At 66.6% G+C, this 17248-nt stretch carries 20 protein-coding genes; 6 read left to right on the top strand and 14 right to left on the bottom strand.

Annotated features, from left to right (window positions below):
* Nucleotides 1-164 precede the first annotated feature (164 nt).
* Together clpX and L1965_RS13755 are read right to left on the bottom strand one after the other, a co-directional pair.
* The gene (clpX, locus tag L1965_RS13760; RefSeq protein WP_235757025.1) at nt 165-1430 is read right to left on the bottom strand and encodes an ATP-dependent Clp protease ATP-binding subunit ClpX; all 1266 of its coding nucleotides are present in this window, start codon (nt 1428-1430) and stop codon (nt 165-167) included.
* A gap of 165 nt (nt 1431-1595) precedes the next feature.
* A complete protein-coding gene (locus L1965_RS13755) occupies nt 1596-2228 on the bottom strand; it encodes an ATP-dependent Clp protease proteolytic subunit (RefSeq protein WP_235757024.1) in 633 nt (210 codons plus the stop codon).
* Between the two features lie 169 nt (nt 2229-2397).
* On the opposite strand from L1965_RS13755, the gene pth reads away from it, so the two are divergent.
* Nucleotides 2398-3126 carry an aminoacyl-tRNA hydrolase gene (gene pth, locus L1965_RS13750; RefSeq protein WP_235757023.1) on the top strand — a complete coding sequence of 243 codons (729 nt, stop codon included), beginning with the start codon at nt 2398-2400 and terminating at the stop codon, nt 3124-3126.
* 159 nt (nt 3127-3285) lie between these two features.
* Complete coding sequence (locus L1965_RS13745) at nt 3286-3663, top strand: DUF2237 family protein (protein ID WP_235757022.1); 378 nt, start codon at nt 3286-3288, stop codon at nt 3661-3663.
* Nucleotides 3664-3793: 130 nt separating this feature from the next.
* Here L1965_RS13745 and L1965_RS13740 read toward each other — a convergent pair whose 3' ends face one another.
* From L1965_RS13740 to lgt, 10 genes are all read right to left on the bottom strand, one after another.
* Nucleotides 3794-4504 carry a hypothetical protein gene (locus L1965_RS13740; RefSeq protein ID WP_235757021.1) on the bottom strand — a complete coding sequence of 237 codons (711 nt, stop codon included), beginning with the start codon at nt 4502-4504 and terminating at the stop codon, nt 3794-3796.
* A 111-nt stretch (nt 4505-4615) separates the two neighbouring features.
* Nucleotides 4616-5842 (bottom strand): tryptophan synthase subunit beta, encoded by a 1227-nt coding sequence (gene trpB, locus L1965_RS13735; protein ID WP_235757020.1) that lies wholly within the window; start codon nt 5840-5842, stop codon nt 4616-4618.
* Between the two features lie 47 nt (nt 5843-5889).
* A complete protein-coding gene (locus L1965_RS13730; protein WP_235757019.1) occupies nt 5890-6345 on the bottom strand; it encodes a GNAT family N-acetyltransferase in 456 nt (151 codons plus the stop codon).
* A 60-nt stretch (nt 6346-6405) separates the two neighbouring features.
* Complete coding sequence (locus L1965_RS13725) at nt 6406-7038, bottom strand: phosphoribosylanthranilate isomerase (protein WP_235757018.1); 633 nt, start codon at nt 7036-7038, stop codon at nt 6406-6408.
* A gap of 6 nt (nt 7039-7044) precedes the next feature.
* Nucleotides 7045-7464 (bottom strand): LapA family protein, encoded by a 420-nt coding sequence (locus L1965_RS13720; RefSeq protein WP_235757017.1) that lies wholly within the window; start codon nt 7462-7464, stop codon nt 7045-7047.
* A 69-nt stretch (nt 7465-7533) separates the two neighbouring features.
* Entirely contained in the window at nt 7534-7818 is a 285-nt protein-coding gene (gene ihfB / locus L1965_RS13715; RefSeq protein ID WP_235757016.1) for an integration host factor subunit beta, read from the bottom strand.
* A 225-nt stretch (nt 7819-8043) separates the two neighbouring features.
* Nucleotides 8044-9723: a 30S ribosomal protein S1 gene (gene rpsA / locus L1965_RS13710; RefSeq protein WP_235757015.1), complete on the bottom strand. Its 1680-nt coding sequence runs from the start codon at nt 9721-9723 to the stop codon at nt 8044-8046.
* Between the two features lie 282 nt (nt 9724-10005).
* Entirely contained in the window at nt 10006-10770 is a 765-nt protein-coding gene (pgeF, locus tag L1965_RS13705; protein ID WP_235757014.1) for a peptidoglycan editing factor PgeF, read from the bottom strand.
* On the bottom strand, nt 10754-11812 hold the full coding sequence (locus L1965_RS13700) for a class I SAM-dependent methyltransferase (protein WP_235757013.1): 1059 nt from the start codon (nt 11810-11812) through the stop codon (nt 10754-10756). Before L1965_RS13700 ends, pgeF begins: the two co-directional genes overlap by 17 nt.
* On the bottom strand, nt 11809-12696 hold the full coding sequence (gene lgt / locus L1965_RS13695) for a prolipoprotein diacylglyceryl transferase (RefSeq protein ID WP_235757012.1): 888 nt from the start codon (nt 12694-12696) through the stop codon (nt 11809-11811). Before lgt ends, L1965_RS13700 begins: the two co-directional genes overlap by 4 nt.
* A gap of 207 nt (nt 12697-12903) precedes the next feature.
* Between lgt and L1965_RS13690 the strand changes: the two genes are divergently transcribed.
* Complete coding sequence (locus L1965_RS13690; protein ID WP_235757011.1) at nt 12904-13155, top strand: accessory factor UbiK family protein; 252 nt, start codon at nt 12904-12906, stop codon at nt 13153-13155.
* Here L1965_RS13690 and L1965_RS13685 read toward each other — a convergent pair.
* The gene (locus L1965_RS13685; protein ID WP_235757010.1) at nt 13143-13481 is read right to left on the bottom strand and encodes a DUF6476 family protein; all 339 of its coding nucleotides are present in this window, start codon (nt 13479-13481) and stop codon (nt 13143-13145) included. The two genes, L1965_RS13690 and L1965_RS13685, sit on opposite strands and share 13 nt — an antisense overlap.
* On the opposite strand from L1965_RS13685, the gene L1965_RS13680 reads away from it, so the two are divergent.
* The 3 genes from L1965_RS13680 to L1965_RS13670 all read left to right on the top strand — a co-directional run bounded on the left by L1965_RS13680 (nt 13480) and on the right by L1965_RS13670 (nt 16692).
* Nucleotides 13480-14508 carry an RluA family pseudouridine synthase gene (locus L1965_RS13680; protein WP_235757009.1) on the top strand — a complete coding sequence of 343 codons (1029 nt, stop codon included), beginning with the start codon at nt 13480-13482 and terminating at the stop codon, nt 14506-14508. The two genes, L1965_RS13685 and L1965_RS13680, sit on opposite strands and share 2 nt — an antisense overlap.
* Nucleotides 14509-14669: 161 nt before the next feature.
* Nucleotides 14670-15578 carry an RNA polymerase sigma factor RpoH gene (rpoH, locus tag L1965_RS13675; protein ID WP_235757008.1) on the top strand — a complete coding sequence of 303 codons (909 nt, stop codon included), beginning with the start codon at nt 14670-14672 and terminating at the stop codon, nt 15576-15578.
* 91 nt (nt 15579-15669) lie between these two features.
* The gene (locus tag L1965_RS13670; RefSeq protein WP_235757007.1) at nt 15670-16692 is read left to right on the top strand and encodes a hypothetical protein; all 1023 of its coding nucleotides are present in this window, start codon (nt 15670-15672) and stop codon (nt 16690-16692) included.
* Between the two features lie 118 nt (nt 16693-16810).
* Here L1965_RS13670 and L1965_RS13665 read toward each other — a convergent pair whose 3' ends face one another.
* Nucleotides 16811-17248, bottom strand: coding sequence for a hypothetical protein (locus tag L1965_RS13665; protein ID WP_235757006.1), 438 nt, complete (start codon nt 17246-17248; stop codon nt 16811-16813).

Below are 17248 nucleotides of genomic sequence, written 5' to 3'. Positions count from 1 at the left end.
GGGGCTGGTCAAGATATGGCGCAACTCGGCCCGAAGGTCCAGCCTCCGCGGGGCGACCGCAGCAAGGTCCGAGCGGTATCGGGGTCAGGACATATCGTCGCGGCGACCCGTCAAGCGCGACCATGCGCCGGTGCCGGGGGCGCCGGGCATGGCCGGCGGCCGGATCAACCGGCCGACGCGCTTTCCTTCTTCTGATCCGCGTGGATCAGCAGCGGCTTGACCGCGGGGTTATCGACCGCATCCTCGTTGACCACGACCTCTTCGACGCTGTCCAGCCCGGGCAGTTCGAACATCGTGTCGAGCAGGATGTCCTCCATGATCGAGCGCAGGCCGCGGGCACCGGTCTTGCGCTTGATCGCGCGCTTGGCAATCGCGCTCAGCGCGTCATCGGTGAAGGTCAGCTGCACGCCTTCCAGATCGAAAAGCCGCTGATACTGCTTGACCAGCGCGTTCTTCGGCTTGGTCAGGATGATGATCAGCGCATCCTCGTCCAGATCGGTCAGCGTCGCGATCACCGGCAGGCGACCGACGAATTCCGGGATCAGGCCGAACTTGAGCAGGTCCTCCGGCTCCAGTTCCTTGAACATCTCGCCCACGCCTCGGTCATCGTTTTCCTTGACCGACGCGCCGAAGCCCATCGCGGTGCCCTTGTTGCGCTGAGCGATGATCCGGTCCAGCCCCGAGAATGCGCCGCCGCAGATGAACAGGATGTTCGTCGTATCGACCTGCAGGAATTCCTGCTGCGGATGCTTGCGCCCGCCTTGCGGCGGCACGCTGGCGACCGTGCCCTCCATGATCTTCAGCAGCGCCTGCTGCACGCCCTCGCCCGACACGTCGCGGGTGATAGAGGGGTTGTCGGACTTGCGCGTGATCTTGTCGACCTCGTCGATATAGACGATGCCGCGCTGCGCACGCTCGACATTGTATTCGCTGGACTGCAGCAGCTTGAGGATGATGTTCTCGACATCCTCGCCCACATAGCCCGCCTCGGTCAGCGTTGTCGCATCGGCCATCGTGAAGGGCACATCCAGGATCCGCGCCAGCGTCTGGGCCAGCAGGGTCTTGCCGCAGCCGGTCGGCCCGATCAGCAGGATGTTCGACTTCGCCAGCTCGATATCCGACTTGGCGCCGTGATTCAGGCGCTTGTAGTGGTTGTGGACGGCGACGGACAGCACGCGCTTGGCGTGTTCCTGACCGATCACGTAGTCATCGAGCACCTGGCAGATCTCTCTCGGCGTCGGCACGCCGTCACCGGATTTGAGCCCCGTGGCTTTCGTTTCCTCGCGGATGATATCCATGCACAGCTCGACGCATTCATCGCAGATGAAGACGGTCGGGCCCGCGATCAGCTTGCGGACCTCGTGCTGGCTCTTGCCGCAAAAGCTGCAATAAAGCGTGTTCTTGCTGTCGCCGCCGGACTGGTTCGCCATCGTCCATTTCCTTGATTGCCGCCGACCCGCCTGGCCTGCGGGCGGCTGCGGTTTCCTGACCGCGAGCCGCTTCGGTGATCGTCCGTGGCGACCCTTCGGGGGCCGCCACGTTGCGTTCGCGCCATGTTAGGGGTCACGTGGCTCAGTCACAATCCCCAACGGGCCTTATTTCTTCTCTGGCTCGGCCTTGCCGCGCGGTGCCAGCACCTCGTCGATCAGGCCCCACTCCTTCGCTTCTTCCGGCGCCATGAACCGGTCCCGCTCAAGCGCCTCTTCGACCTCTTCCAGCGACTTGCCGGTATGCTTGACATAGATCTCGTTCAGGCGCCGCTTCAGCTTTTCGGTTTCGCGGGCATGGATCAGGATATCGGTCGCCTGGCCCTGATATCCACCCGAAGGCTGGTGCACCATCACGCGGCTGTTTGGCAGCGAATAGCGCAGGCCCGGCTCTCCGGCCGACAGCAGCAGCGAGCCCATCGAGGCCGCCTGCCCCACCACCAGCGTCGAGACGCGCGGCCGGATATACTGCATCGTGTCATAGATCGACAGTCCCGAGGTCACGACACCGCCGGGGCTGTTGATGTACATGCTGATGTCCTTGGACGGGTTTTCCGCCTCGAGGAACAGCAACTGCGCGCAGATCAGCGTGGACATGCCGTCATGGACCGGCCCCGACACGAAGATGATGCGTTCCTTCAGCAGTCGCGAGAAGATGTCGTAGGCACGCTCGCCGCGCGAGGTCTGTTCGACGACCATCGGAACGAGAGTGTTCATGTAGAATTCTGCCGGATCGCTCATGCTCTGTCCTTGCCTTTTTATCCCTGTTTCCCGCGATTCGACCGGGCGGTTATCCCATCTCATAGCCGCGAAAGGTTGACAGAGTCTTAGTAACCGGCAAGGTCCGCCGCAAGGGATGGATCGAAATTCGCCGACGGTGATCATCCACGGGACATGGCAGGAGGCGGGCATGAAGCTGATCGTGGGACTTGGCAATCCCGGCGCGAAATACGCGGCGAACCGGCACAATATCGGTTTCATGGCCGTCGAGCGTATCGCTGCCGATCACGGGCTGGGGCCGTGGAAGCCGCGCTTTCAGGGATTGGTGGCCGAGGGCCGGCTGGGTGACGCGCGGGTGGTCCTGCTCAAGCCGCAGACATTCATGAACCTGTCGGGGCAGTCCGTGGGCGAGGCGATGCGCTATCTGAAGCTGACCCCGGCCGAGGTCATCGTCCTGCATGACGAACTGGACCTGGCGCCGGGCAAGGCGCGGGTCAAGCAGGGCGGAGGCCATGCGGGGCATAACGGCCTGCGGTCCATCCATCAGCATATCGGGACCGATTACGCCCGCGTCAGGCTGGGCATCGGCCATCCGGGGCACAAGGACAAGGTCGCGTCCTATGTGCTGTCGGATTTCGCCAAGGCGGAACAGGACTGGCTGGACGACCTGCTGCGCGGCATCTCGGACGGGGCGGCGTTCCTGGCCGCGGGGGATCAGGGGCGGTTCCAGAACGCGGTCGCGGCACGCACGGCGCCGGCACGCAGCGCGACCGGCGAACGCGGCAAGAGCGGTGTCGCGCCGACACCGGATCCGGCCGCGTCACCCGCGCCCACCGCCGCGAAAACCGACAGCGAGGCAGCCGAAGCGCCGCAGAGCCTTGGCGATCGCCTGCGAGCGCTGACCGAACGCTTCAGGTGAACGAGGCGCGCGGCTGGCGGCTGGGTCGCGCGGATTTCCACGGGCGCTGGCTGCGCTGGCGCGCCCCGAAGCGCCGGCTTGACCGACGGCTGAAACGATCAGGGGCTTGGCCTCTGCGGCCCGGCCCGCTAGCCTTGCTGGCGAACGGGAGGGACACTCATGGTGCCATCGCTGAACGTGCTGGGCGGGTCCTTGCAGCCTTGCTCGATGAAGCCCCTGACCGGGTTCTATCGCAATGGCTGCTGCGACACCGGCCCGGAAGATACAGGCAGACACACGGTCTGCGTGGTCGTCACCGCCGAATTCCTGGCGATGTCGGCCTATCTTGGCAACGACCTCAGCACGCCGCGTCCGGAGTACCGGTTTCCCGGTCTGAAGCCGGGTGACCGCTGGTGTCTGTGCGCGGCGCGGTTCTTGCAGGCGGCACAGGAAATGGCGGCCCCGCAAGTGGTGCTTGAATCCACCCATGCGGCGACGCTGGACATCGTACCGATCGAATTGCTGCGCGCCCATGCGATCGCCGATCCACAGGACTAGGCCGCAAACGGACGGATCGCCCCATACGGTCGAGGCGGCGCCGGAAAGGCCAGGCCGGGTGCGCGTGACACCCTTCCGGGCCGCCATCGGCAAGGCCCCCGCGCGGTTCCAGCGCGGGGGCCTGATCGAATCACCCGTTGGTTTCACCGCCGTCCGAGCCGTCACCGCCGGTCCCGCCATCGGAGTCTCCGCCCGCATCGCCATCCGACCCGGCGTCGGACCCGTCGCCGGACGAAGCCGCGCCATCGCTCGCGGAATCGTCGGACCCGGCTGTTTCCCCGTCTCCGCCGTCCGATGCACCATCCGCGCCGGTGTCGGCTTCGTCGCGGTCGGCTTCGGTATCGGGGCCATCCGTGGACCGGTCCTGGCCGCCCGTGCTGCCGTCCCCGACGCCGGTCGTGTCATCGGGTGACGCCGTGCCGTCGGCATCGGTCTGCGGGGTTGCGGGGTCGTCGCCGGAACTGGCCTCGCCCTCGGCGCGCAGCTTTACGTCATCGATCGACACAAGGCTGCCATTGGCAACGCTGTAGACAAGCTTGACAGGCTGGCCGGCACGCTGCGCCGTGACGGTCATCAGCGCCCCTTCGCGCAGGATATGGATGTCGGTGAAACCCTGCGCGACCAGGGTCTCGGCGATGGCCTGATCGTTGTCCAGCTGTTCGAGGACCGGCAATCCGCCTTCCACCACCACCCCGATCGCGCTTTCGGTATCCAGCGCGGGGGCCGGGACGATCACGGTTTCGGTGCCGGCATCCTGCGCCAGCGCGGTGCTGCCCATCAGGGCGACAAGCGCTGCGGCCTTGCCTCCGGTCATCAGTGCCTTGAGCGTGTGATTCAGCATGATCCAACCTCCTTCATGCGGTGTGGAGGCAAACGATCCGCCGGCGAGAAGGTTTCAGCACCCGCCACATCCGGGCGGGCGCTCGGCGGGCTTCCGCCGCAGGCGGCCCCGTCAGGTCCTGATGTCGAAGCCCAGATGCTTGGCGACGGTGAAGATGTCCTTGTCGCCGCGCCCGCACATGTTCATCACGATGATGTGGTCCGCGGGCAGGTCGGGCGCGATCTTCATGACATGCGCCAGCGCATGGCTGGGTTCCAGCGCCGGGATGATGCCTTCGGTCTCGCAGCTGAACTGGAAGGCGGCCAGGGCCTCGTCATCGGTGATGCTGACATATTCCGCGCGGCCCATGTCCTTCAGCCAGGCATGTTCCGGGCCGATGCCGGGATAGTCGAGCCCGGCGCTGATCGAGTGGCCCTCGAGGATCTGCCCGTCATCGTCCTGCAGCAGGTAGGTCCGGTTGCCGTGCAGGACGCCCGCGCGGCCGCCCGACAGGCTGGCGCAATGCTCCATCCGGTCATCGACGCCCTTGCCGCCGGCCTCGACGCCGATGATGCGGACCTCCTTGTCGTCGAGGAACGGATAGAACAGGCCCATCGCGTTCGAGCCCCCGCCGATCGCGGCGATGATGGTATCGGGCAGCCGCCCCTCGCGGGGCATGATCTGTTCGCGGACCTCCTTGCCGATGATCGACTGGAAGTCGCGGACCATCGCCGGGTAGGGATGCGGCCCCGCGACCGTGCCGATGCAGTAGAACGTGTCGCGCACATTCGTCACCCAGTCGCGCAGCGCGTCGTTCATCGCGTCCTTCAGCGTCCCGCGTCCGCTGGTGACCGGCACCACCTCGGCACCCAGCAGGCGCATGCGGAAGACGTTCGGGGCCTGCCGTTCCACGTCATGCGCGCCCATGTAGACGATGCATTTCAACCCGAACCGCGCGCAGACGGTCGCGGTCGCCACGCCGTGCTGACCGGCGCCGGTTTCCGCGATGATGCGGGTCTTGCCCATCCGGCGGGCCAGCAGGATCTGCCCCAGCACATTGTTGATCTTGTGCGCGCCCGTGTGGTTCAGCTCGTCGCGCTTCATGTAGATCCTGGCGCCCCCAAGCCGTTCGGACATCCGCTCGGCGTGATACAGCGGCGAGGGTCGGCCGACGTAATGGGTCCACAGATCGTCCATCTCGGCCCAGAAACCGGCGTCTGTCTTGGCCCGTTCGTACTCCGCCTCGAGTTCGAGGATCAGCGGCATCAGGGTCTCGCTGACGAAGCGTCCGCCATAGATGCCGAAGCGTCCCTGTTCGTCGGGACCGTGCTTGAAGCTGTTCACCAGATCATCGGCCATGGGATATGCCTTCGCGGTTGGAATGGATCACTGGGCGACGAAGAAGCCTAGAGCGGCTTCTTATAGCCGATATGGCTCGGGGTGAAGCCCATGCGGTCGTAGAAGCGATGGGCCTCGCTGCGCGCCTTGCTGGTGGTGAACTGCATCAGGGCGCAGCCGGCCTCGCGGGCACGTGCCTCGGCGTCGCGGATCAGCGACTCGCCGATCCCGCGGCCGCGCCAGCCAGCGGCGACGCGAACGCCCTCGATCTGCGCGCGGCGCGACGCGCCGAGCGACAGGCCCGAGATGAAGGTGATCTGATAGCAGGCCACGATGAAGCCATCCGCGACTGCGACGATCAGGTGGTTCCGGCCTTCGCCGCGCATCGCGTCAAAGGCCGCGAGATAGCGGTCGCGGGGCGCTGTTTCACGGCTGCGCCCCAAGACGTCGTCAAAAAGAAGCGCGACCACCGCGGGCACGTCGTCGCGCGTGGCGTGGCGGAATTCCGGACTGGGTGCGGCCATTCTGTGATCCCTCCCAGGACGCACGGCAACGCGGGACGGCTGGATCCCGGCAGGGCCAGGTCAGCGCGAAGCGGCGATGAAATCACGGATCAGCGCCGCGTCCTTGACACCGGGCGCTGTTTCCACGCCAGAGCTGACATCCACGCCCGGCGCACCGGTCAGGCGGATCGCCTCGGCCACGTTCAGCGGCGTCAACCCGCCCGCCAGCAGCCAGGGACGCAGCCAGCGCCGGCCGACCAGCAGACGCCAGTCGAACGCCAGCCCGTTGCCGCCCGGAAGATCGGCTTCCGGCGGCGCCTTGGCGTCAACCAGCAGCATGTCGGCGACCAGACCGTAATCGGTCAGCGCGCCCAGATCGTCGGGCACCGCGATCCCGACAGCCTTCATGACCGGCAGTCCGGTCAGCGCCTTGACCTGCGCCACGCGTTCGGGACTTTCCTTGCCGTGAAGCTGGATCATGTCCAGCGGCGCCTGGGCCAGCGTCGCTTCGAGCATGGCGTCGTCGGGGTTCACGAACAGACCGACGCGCGCAACGCCCGGAGGCAGATCCGCGCCCAGCCTGCGCGCCTGACCGGCTGTCACCGCGCGTGGCGATTTCGGATAGAACACGAAGCCGACATAGCGCGCGCCCGAATCAACCGCCGCGGCCACATCGGCGGGCTGGCTGAGCCCGCAAATCTTGACCTGAGCCATCCCGCGTCAGCGTTGCGCGGGCAGTGTCGTGCCCCGGGCGGGTTCGGCCGAGGCGACCGGGCCCGCGGGACGCGCGGTCCTGGGCCGGTCCAGGATCGCCACGACCTCGTCGCGCGGGGCGGCGTGGTTCTGGCGCAGATGGCCGACCTCGGATTCCAGCCGGGCGACCTCGGCGCTGCGCTGCCTTGCCTCGCGGCGGATATGGGCCTCGCGCAGATATTCCCACACAAGTCCCGCCAGCATGCCAAGCGCGAAGGTCACGAAGATCACCAGGAACAGCGGCAGATCGACCGACCAGCTGCCGCCCAGATACTGTCCGAAATTGGCAGGAAAGGCCGACAGCGTCACGACGCCGCGATTGGCCAGCGCGACCGCGACCAGCAGAATGGCAAGAAGGGCGAGGAACAGCAGTCGGATGAGGCGCATCGGAAATCCTTGAACTTGCGCGACCGTGGCAACGAGGCGCCGCACGGTCCTTGGCCCTTTCTACGACGGTCAGGCCTCGCCGTTCAACCGATCCCGTAGCAATTTGCCGGTCTTGAAGAACGGCACATGCTTTTCGTCGACATCGACCGCCTCGCCGGTGCGCGGGTTGCGGCCGGTGCGGGAGTCGCGCTTCTTGACCGAGAACGCCCCGAAGCCGCGCAACTCGACGCGGTTTCCGCGCGCCATGGCATCGATGATCTCCTCGAACACGGTATTCACGATCCGCTCGACATCGCGCCGGAAGAGATGCGGGTTTTCATCAGCAATCTTCTGGATCAGTTCGGAACGGATCATCCTATCCCCCATAGGCGCGGCATCAAGCCTGTTCGGCGTCGGGGTCATGGTCGTTCCAGGCCCAGACATCTCGGAAACGCATCAAACCAGCTTCGGTTTCCTAGCGATGCCAGTTTTGACGGCTTCGCGCAAGCCGGTTGGCCCTCGCAACCCACGAAAGGCGCAAGAAAAAAGCCCGCCCCCACAGGTCTGGGGGCGGGCCTGGCATCTGCTCCGGCGTCTGGGTCAGTCGTTGCGCTTCAATGCCGCGCCAAGGATATCGCCAAGCGAAGCGCCCGAATCCGAGCTGCCATACGTGTCGATCGCCTCTTTTTCCTCGGCGATCTCGCGCGCCTTGATCGACAGGCCAAGACGGCGGGTCTTGGTGTCGATATTGGTGACTCGGGCATCGACCTTGTCGCCGACCTGGAAGCGCTCGGGGCGCTGGTCCTGACGGTCGCGGGCCAGATCCGAGCGCCGGATGAACGACTTGACGCCGTTATATTCCACCTCGACGCCGCCCTCTTCGATCGCCGTCACCTCGACGGTGACGATCGAGCCACGCTTCACGCCGTCAACGGCTTCGGCCATGTGCTCGTTTTCCAGCGACTTGATCGACAGGCTGATCCGCTCTTTCTCGATATCCACGTCCTGGACGACGGCCTTGACCATGTCGCCCTTGCGGAAATCCTGAATGGCGTCTTCGCCACGGGCGTCCCAGCTTATGTCCGACAGGTGAACCATGCCGTCGATATCGCCCTCGAGACCGACGAACAGACCGAATTCGGTGATGTTCTTGACCTCGCCCTCGATGACGGTGCCCGTCGGATGGGTCTCGGCAAAGACTTCCCACGGATTGCGCATCGTCTGTTTCAGACCCAGCGAAACACGGCGCTTGGCTTCGTCGATTTCGAGCACCATCACGTCAACCTCTTGCGAGGTCGAGACGATCTTGCCGGGGTGCACGTTCTTCTTGGTCCAGCTCATCTCGCTGACATGGACCAGCCCCTCGACGCCGGCTTCCAGTTCGACGAAGGCGCCGTAATCGGTGATGTTGGTCACGCGGCCGTTATGGACCGAGCCGATCGGGAACTTGTCGGTGACGGTCTCCCACGGGTCGGCCTGAAGCTGCTTCATGCCAAGGCTGATGCGGTGGCTGTCCTTGTTGATCTTGATGACCTGGACCTTGACGGTCTCACCGATCGACAGGATCTCGGACGGGTGGTTGACGCGGCGCCAGGCCATGTCGGTGACGTGCAGCAGGCCGTCAACACCGCCCAGATCGACGAAGGCGCCGTATTCGGTGATGTTCTTGACCACGCCGTCGATCGACTGGCCTTCCGACAGGTTGGCGATGACCTCGGCGCGCTGTTCGGCACGGCTTTCTTCCAGGATCGCGCGGCGCGAGACGACGATGTTGCCGCGGCGACGGTCCATCTTGAGGATCTGGAACGGCTGCTTGAGACCCATCAGCGGGCCTGCATCGCGCACCGGGCGCACATCGACCTGGCTGCCGGGCAGGAAGGCCACGGCGCCGCCCAGATCGACGGTAAAGCCGCCCTTGACGCGACCGAAGATGGCGCCCTCGACGCGATCCTCGTCGGCATAGGCTTTTTCCAGACGATCCCAGGCTTCCTCGCGGCGGGCCTTTTCACGGCTGATCGAGGCTTCGCCACGGGCGTTCTCGACCCGGTCCAGATAGACCTCGACCTCGTCACCGACGGCCAGATTGGCCTCTTCGCCGGGATTTGCGAATTCCTTCAGCTCGACGCGGCCTTCCATCTTGTAGCCGACATCGATGATGGCCTGACCTGCCTCGATGGCGATCACACGGCCCTTGACGACGCTGCCCTCGTTGGGCGTGTCCATGTCGAGGCTTTCGTTCAGAAGGGCCTCGAATTCCTCCATAGTCGCTTTAGCGCACATATAAATCCAGTTTCCTTTGCGTCTGTTTGACTGGCCTGACGGTTGGCTCCGCCGGTCTGTATGATGTCATGCGTGGCAACGACAAAGGGTCGCGGCTTTGCGCCCGACCCGTGTTCCTGCGGCCTGTTCTGACCATGTCGCCCGATTGACTGCGCGTCATATAGGCGCGCGAGACGCGAAACTCAACGGGAAAGTGACACGGTCGGACCGATGTCGCGGGCCGGATCGAGGGCCTGCCTGCGGCGGCCGGCCGGGTCGGACCCACGCCGCGCAGGGCCGGGACTAGAGCGCGATCGCCGAGATCAGCCGTCCGTAATCGGCCTGGCCTTCATGCGTGGCACGGCGATAGCTGAAGAAGCGCTGCGGATCGGAATAGGTGCAATGTCCGGACCACTCGGCCTCGACGCCCTCGGCGCGCAACCGCGACAAGCCGAATGACGGCAGGTCGAACATCGGCCTGCCATTGGGTCCCCCGCTGAAGAAGCGATGATAGTCGGGATCCTCCATCAGGAAATCGTCCATGAAGTCCTCGCCGACCTCGTAGGCGCGCTGGCTGATCGTCGGCCCGATCACCGCCTTGATATCGGTCGCGCCAAGCGCACGCATGGCCGCGACCGTCGCCTCGATCACACCGGCCAGCGCCCCGCGCCAGCCCGCATGGCAGGCGCCGATCACGCCGGCGCGCGCGTCGGCCAGCAGGATCGGCTGGCAGTCCGCGGTCAGCACGGCCAGCGCCACGCCGCGCCGCGCGGTGACGATCCCGTCGGCCTGGATGTCGCGGGTGCGCGCGATGTCGTCGTCCTGATCCAGCGTGACGACATCGGCCGAATGCACCTGCTTGACGGTTGCCAGAGCAGCGGGCGACACGCCCATCGCGGTGGCGACCCGCATCCGGTTGACCACGACCATGTCGGTCTGGTCGCTGGACCGCCTGCCGCAGTTCAGCCCTGCGAAGAGCCCCGATGAGGCTCCACCCTTTCGCGTGAAAAATCCGTGCTTTACGCCAGAGAGCAGCGGGTGGGTCAGGATCTCAAGCGTTGTCTGCATGAAGCCTCAGCGCGTCGAATCCGGGCACCGGCGGCGCCCCATGCGGCCAGATGGCCATGGCCTTGAACAGGTGACCCATTTCGGACGGATCGGTCAAGCGCCGAACTGCCTCTTTCGCGCCCGTGTCCCCGGCCCTCGCCAGCCGTTCGGCGCGCGCGGCGGCCCCCAGCGACAGCAGCCAGTCGCCCTGAGGGACCGGGCGGGATACCATCGCCCCCGACCGCATGGCCGCCACGGCGAGGGGCGCGAAATCCACATGGGCGGTCAGATCCGCCTCGCCGGGCGAGGCAAGCGGATGTTCGGCCCGATGCGCGCGGACCGCCTGGAACGTGTCTCCGCAGCCGTTCCATCCGCCGTAATCGATGACGATCGCAGCCCCGCCATGCGCGGCGATTCGGTGCGCGATCTGGGCGATTATCGCGGGCGCGGCCGGGCAATCCTCGACAATGTCGCCAAGCTGTCCCCGACGCGGCAGATCGACGGGCGGCGCCAGCCCGAGGCACAGCCCGTCCTGGCCAAGGCCCACGACCCGTTCCGCCCAGCCATTCTCGACACGCTGGAACTGCCGGATCGGCAGCGCGTCGAAGAATTCGTTGGCGATCAGGAACAGCGGTTGCCGCGGCAGCGCCTCGACATGGTCGACATGGCTGACATCGCCCAGACGATCGCGCTGGACCTGCCGCAGATGCGGCGATGCCTCGACCAGCGTGACCCGGGCCGCCTGCGTCATTCCGGGAACGGCGCCCATCGCGCGCAGCATGTCGGCCATCAGCGTTCCCCGCCCCGGCCCGGGCTCGGCCAGCGTGAAGGGCTCGGGACGGCCCTGATCCATCCAGGCCTGCGCCAGGGCCAGCCCGCACAGCTCTCCGAAGATCTGCGTGATTTCCGGCGCGGTGGTGAAATCGCCGCGCGTTCCGAACGGATCGCGGGTGGTGTAGTAGCCAAGGCGCGGATGCAGCAGGCAGATCTCCATGTAGTCGGCAAGCGTGATCGGCCCGGTGGCGCGGATGCGCTGGACGAGGATCTGCGCCAGAGGGGTCATGCGCGCGCGGGCACCGCGTTGCGGCGCCAGGCTCGGGCAACCAGGACAAGGCCCGCCAGCACCATCGGCAGCGACAGCACCTGGCCCATCGTCAGCCCGATCACCGGCCCGCCGACGACATGGCCAAGCGGGTTGTCCGGGGTGATGAACTGCATGTCGGCGACGCGAAACAGTTCGACGAACATGCGCGCCAGCCCATAGCCGGCCAGGAACACGCCGAAGGCCAGTCCGGGCCGGCGCAGCCCGCCCGCGCGGACCAGCATCAACAGGATCAGGCCCAGCAACATGCCTTCCAGCCCCGCCTCGTAAAGCTGGCTGGGATGACGGGCGCAGAGACCTTCGACGCCGGGACATGCCTGCGCCGCCTCGCCGGGAAAGATCACGCCCCAGGGCAGGTCGGTCGGACGCCCCCACAATTCGGCGTTTATGAAATTGGCGACGCGCCCGAAGAACAGCCCGATCGGCGCGACGACAGCCATCGCATCGGCCAGCCGCAGGGCCGGGATGGCGCGCGCCCGGCAGAACAGCCAGGTGGCAACGATCACGCCTGCAAAGCCGCCGTGAAAGCTCATCCCCCCCTGCCAGACCTTGAGGATCTGCCCCGGGTTGGCGAGGTAGTAGGCCGGTTCGTAGAACAGCACGAAACCCAGACGTCCGCCCAGGATCACCCCAAGGATGACCCATGTCAGCAGGTCGTCCACGGCGTCGGCCGCCATCGGTGCCCGGTCGCCCCAGATCCGGTCGCGGCGCATCATGGCGATCATGATCCGCCAGCCGATCAGCAGACCGGCCAGATAAGCCAGCGCATACCAGCGCAAAGACAGCGACAGCCCGCCCAGATCGATGGTGAAGATCTCGGGGCTGATATTCGGGAACGGGATCATGCGGCCTCTGGGGTCGGAACTCGTCGCGCACGCTAGCCACCGGGCGCGCGGTGTCAACATCGCGGCCGCAGGCCGGTCGGCAGGACGTCGGGCTTCGGGGCGACCCTTGCGGCGGTCATTGCCGACGGCGAATGGCGATCGGCGCGCGATTGAACCCCGCGCCCCGACGTCCCATATATGCGGCCAGGCAAGCCAAGGGGCCGGACTATGACCACGCAGAACAAGTTCTTCGACGATATCTCGAAACTGATGACCAACGCGATGGGCGTGGCGCAGGGCGCCAGGTCCGAGGCGGAAACCGCCATGAAGGGCTGGGTCGATCGCTGGCTGGCGGATCGCGACTTCGTGACCCGCGAAGAGTTCGAGGCCGTGCGCGAGATGGCGATCAAGGCGCGGACCGAGAACGCCGCGTTGAAGTCGCGGCTGGATGCGCTGGAGGCGGGACGTCAGGGCGACTGAGCCGGCATCCCGTCTGGCTGCGCGATCGTCATCCGGTCGCGCAAGCCGCCCGAGCGATCGTAGATCAGCACCTCGTCCGCTTCGGTGAGCACGACGATATGATCGGCCGCGAAAGTCACCGCCGTGACCCGCGCGCCCTCGGGCAGCGAGATCTGGTCCGGCAGGTCGGGCAGCGGCGGCCGGTCCAGCCGCAGCCACAGCAGCACGACAAGCGCGATCATCCCCAGCCCCATGACAAGCGACAGCCCGGTGACCAGCGTTTTCAGGAAGCGCAGTTCAGGCACCGCTTTCGCCGCGTCGTTCCAGTCGTTATCCTTGGTGTCCATGTCGAACCTTGTCGTCACCATTCCGGCGAACCCGCCTGACCGCCTTGATAAGGCGCTTGCCCTTGCGGTGCCAGAGGCGGCGGCGCTGTCGCGATCGCGCCTGTCTCGGCTGATTGCCGGGGGCGCGGTCAGCGGACCGTCCGGGATCGCCCGCGACGGCAAGGCGCGCGTCACGGCGGGCGAGGAGTACCGCATCATCCTGCCCGAGGAGCCCGCCACGATCGAGGCGCGACCCGAGGCGATCCCCCTCCGCGTGGTCCACGAGGATGACGACCTGATCGTGATCGACAAGCCGGCCGGCATGGTCGTCCATCCCGCGCCCGGCAGCCCCACCGGCACGCTCGTCAACGCCCTATTGGCGCATTGCGGCGACAGCCTGTCGGGAATCGGCGGCGCGCGGCGACCGGGCATCGTCCACCGCATCGACAAGGACACATCGGGGCTGCTGGTCGTCGCCAAGTCGGACCGCGCCCATCATGGCCTGGCCGCGCAATTCGAGGCGCACAGCGCGCAGCGCCGCTATCTGGCGCTGGCACATGGCGTGATCGACGGCGCCGATCCCCGCCTGCGCGGCACGCCCGGCGTCAGCGTCGAGGATGGCGGCGTCCTGAAGATCACCTCGCGCCTGTCCCGTCACCCGACCGACAGGCAGCGTCAGGCGGTGTATTTCGACAAGGGGCGCCACGCCGTGACGCGTGCGCGCATGCTTGAAAGCTTTGGCAAACCCGCCGCCGCGATGCTGGTCGAATGCCGGCTCGAGACCGGACGGACCCACCAGATCCGGGTGCACATGGCTCATGCCGGGCTGGGACTGATCGGCGATCCGGTCTATGGCGGGGCGCGCAAGGCCTCGGCGCGGGCGCTGGGGACGGCAGCGGCAGCCGCGATCGCGTTCCCGCGCCAGGCGCTGCACGCCGCGCATCTGGGCTTTCGCCACCCGGTCACCGAACAGACCCTGAGCTTCGATTCCGCCCTGCCCACCGACATGCAGACGCTGCTGGACCTGTTGCGCGAGAGGGGCTCATGACAGGATCGTGATTCATCGTCACGTTACGCAGCCCCGAAAACCTGACAGATTGACTCTCAAGTCCCCTCCTGCTTTCCGGGTCTCGCAGTCCCCTCCCGCCTCCGGCGCGGAACTGCAAAGGCGCTTCGCGCGTTTCCCGGACCCCTCGAAAGGCCACCGCCATGGCGAATTTTGGAAATCTTCCGGCTCCCAGCCCCGAACAGGGTCTGAACCGATACCTGCAGGAAATACGCAAGTTCCCGCTGCTGGAACCCGAAGAGGAATACATGCTGGCCAAGGCATGGGTCGACCACGAGGACAGCGAGGCGGCGCACAAGATGGTCACCAGCCATCTGCGCCTGGCGGCCAAGATCGCCATGGGGTATCGCGGCTATGGCCTGCCGCAGGCGGAAGTCATCTCGGAGGCCAATGTCGGGCTGATGCAGGCGGTCAAGCGGTTCGACCCGGAAAGAGGTTTCCGGCTGGCGACCTATGCGATGTGGTGGATCAGGGCCTCGATCCAGGAATACATCCTGCGGTCCTGGTCGCTGGTCAAGATGGGCACGACCAGCGCCCAGAAGAAGCTGTTCTTCAACCTGCGCAAGGCCAAGTCCAAGATCGGCGCGCTTGAGGACGGCGACCTGCGGCCCGAGAATGTCGCCCAGATCGCGCATGATCTGAATGTCACCGAACGCGAAGTGATCGACATGAACCGGCGGCTTTCGGGCGGTGATGCGTCGCTGAACGCGACGGTCGGCTCGGCGGACGGCGATTCGACGGCGCAATGGCAGGACTGGCTCGAAGACACCGACGCCGATCAGGCCGAGGCCTATGCCGAATCCGAGGAGCTGGACACCCGCCGGCAGATGCTGATCGCCGCGATGGACGTGCTGAACGACCGCGAAAAGGACATCCTGATGGAACGCAGGCTGCGCGACGACCCGATGACGCTCGAGGATCTGTCCAGCCGCTATAACGTGTCGCGCGAACGGATCCGGCAGATCGAGGTCCGCGCCTTCGAGAAGTTGCAGGAACGCATGCGGGCGCTGGCGCGCGACAAGGGCATGCGGATCCCGGACCCTGCGGACTGACCGTCGCGGCGCGGCCGGTCGGCTTGCCCGCGATTGACGTGATGCGTGCCTGCGCTATGGTCGCGTGACAGGCAGGCAGATCAGAACATAGATGACCGCGCTGACGGAATTTCAACGGCTCGAGGCTCAGGGCTCGTGGCGCGAGACGCCCGACGCGCGTCTGCGCGAGGTTGTGGTATCGGTCGGCGATTCGACCCTGATCCTGAGCGATCCGAAATCCGACACGCCGCTGTCTCACTGGTCGCTGCCCGCCGTGACCCGCCTGAACCCCGGCAGGACGCCGGCGGTCTACGCGCCGGGCTCGCAGGGGGCGGATGAGACCGTCGAAATCGATGATGCCCTGATGATCGACGCGATTGAGCGGGTCCATCGCGCGATCGCGTCGCGCAAGGCGCATCCGGGGCGGCTGCGCGGTGTGCTGACCATGATGGCGGTGGCTGCGATGCTGGCCGCGGCGGTGCTGTGGTTGCCCGACGCGATCATTCGCCACGCCGCCCGGATCGCGCCGCCCGCGCAGGCTCGTCAGGTCGGCGAAGCGGCGCTGGCCGACATCGAACGCAGCACCGGGGCGGTCTGCACCCGCGCCTCGGGGCAGGCGGTTCTGGACTGGCTGACGCCCCGGCTGGTCGGTCAGGATGCCAAGCTGCGGGTCGTGCCCGGCGCGCTGAACGGTGCGCTGCGTCTGCCCGGAAACCTCTATGTGCTGGGCGGGGATCTGCTGGTCGGCTCGCCCGGACCCGAGGCGGCCGCGGCACATCTGGTCGCCGCAAGACTGGCCTCGGCCCCCGAGACGACCATCCGCGCGGCCCTCGAGCACGCCGGGTTGCAGCCCGTCCTGCGGCTGCTGACCCTGGGCAGGCTGCCTTCGGGCGCGCTGGCCGGGTATGGCGAGGATCTGCTGTCGCGCCCGCTCGCGCGGCCCGACGACACCGCGTTGCTCGCAGCCTTGCAGCAGGTTGGGATCGGCAGCGAACCCTATGCCCGGACCATCGACCCGACCGGCCAGGCGGTGCTGAACCTGATCGAGAACGACCCGTTCCGCGATGCGGTGCCGCCAATGCCGCTTCTGACCGATCAGCAATGGCTGGCGTTGCAGCAGATCTGCGCGGGGTGAGCGGGGCTGGGCTCACCTCCCGCGCCGGGGGTTGGCCGGCCGAAACAGCGGCGAGGCGAAACCCGCCACGGTCCGCCGAGGCTGGCACGATCGGACCAGGCCGGCGACGAGGGACGCCTCAGTTCGAGAAGGCGTCGATGAGGTTCAGCACCGCCAGAATCCTTTGCGTGCTGCTGTCGACCCGATAGATCCGGTCCTCGTCGCGATAGTAGTTCCAGCCGTCGCGGTTGCGCAGGTCATAGCGACGCGGATCGCGAATGATGGCGTAGTCGCCGATCCTCAGGATATCGCCGACGCGATTGCCGTAATAGGCTTGCTTGCGCGCCTGGCCGGGAGGAACGCAGGGCGGGTTCTTCTTCGCAAGGCCGGGCGGGCAGTTGGCGACGACGCTCGCGCGCGACGGTTGCTTGCCGCGACCGTTGTGACCGGGGTCTTCGACCTGAAGCCGGCTGTGGCCCGCCTGACCGCGTCCCTTGCCGGGATCGGCAAGCGCCGGCGAAGCGGCCAGAATGGCCGCGACAGCGGCCAGCGCAGTGAACGTCGAGACAGGTCTCAT

The organism is Paracoccus salsus, from assembly GCF_021556615.1.
Classification (GTDB): Bacteria; Pseudomonadota; Alphaproteobacteria; order Rhodobacterales; family Rhodobacteraceae; genus Paracoccus; species Paracoccus salsus.
Note: the sequence above shows the minus strand (reverse complement) of the source record. Positions and strands in the feature narration are given on the sequence as shown.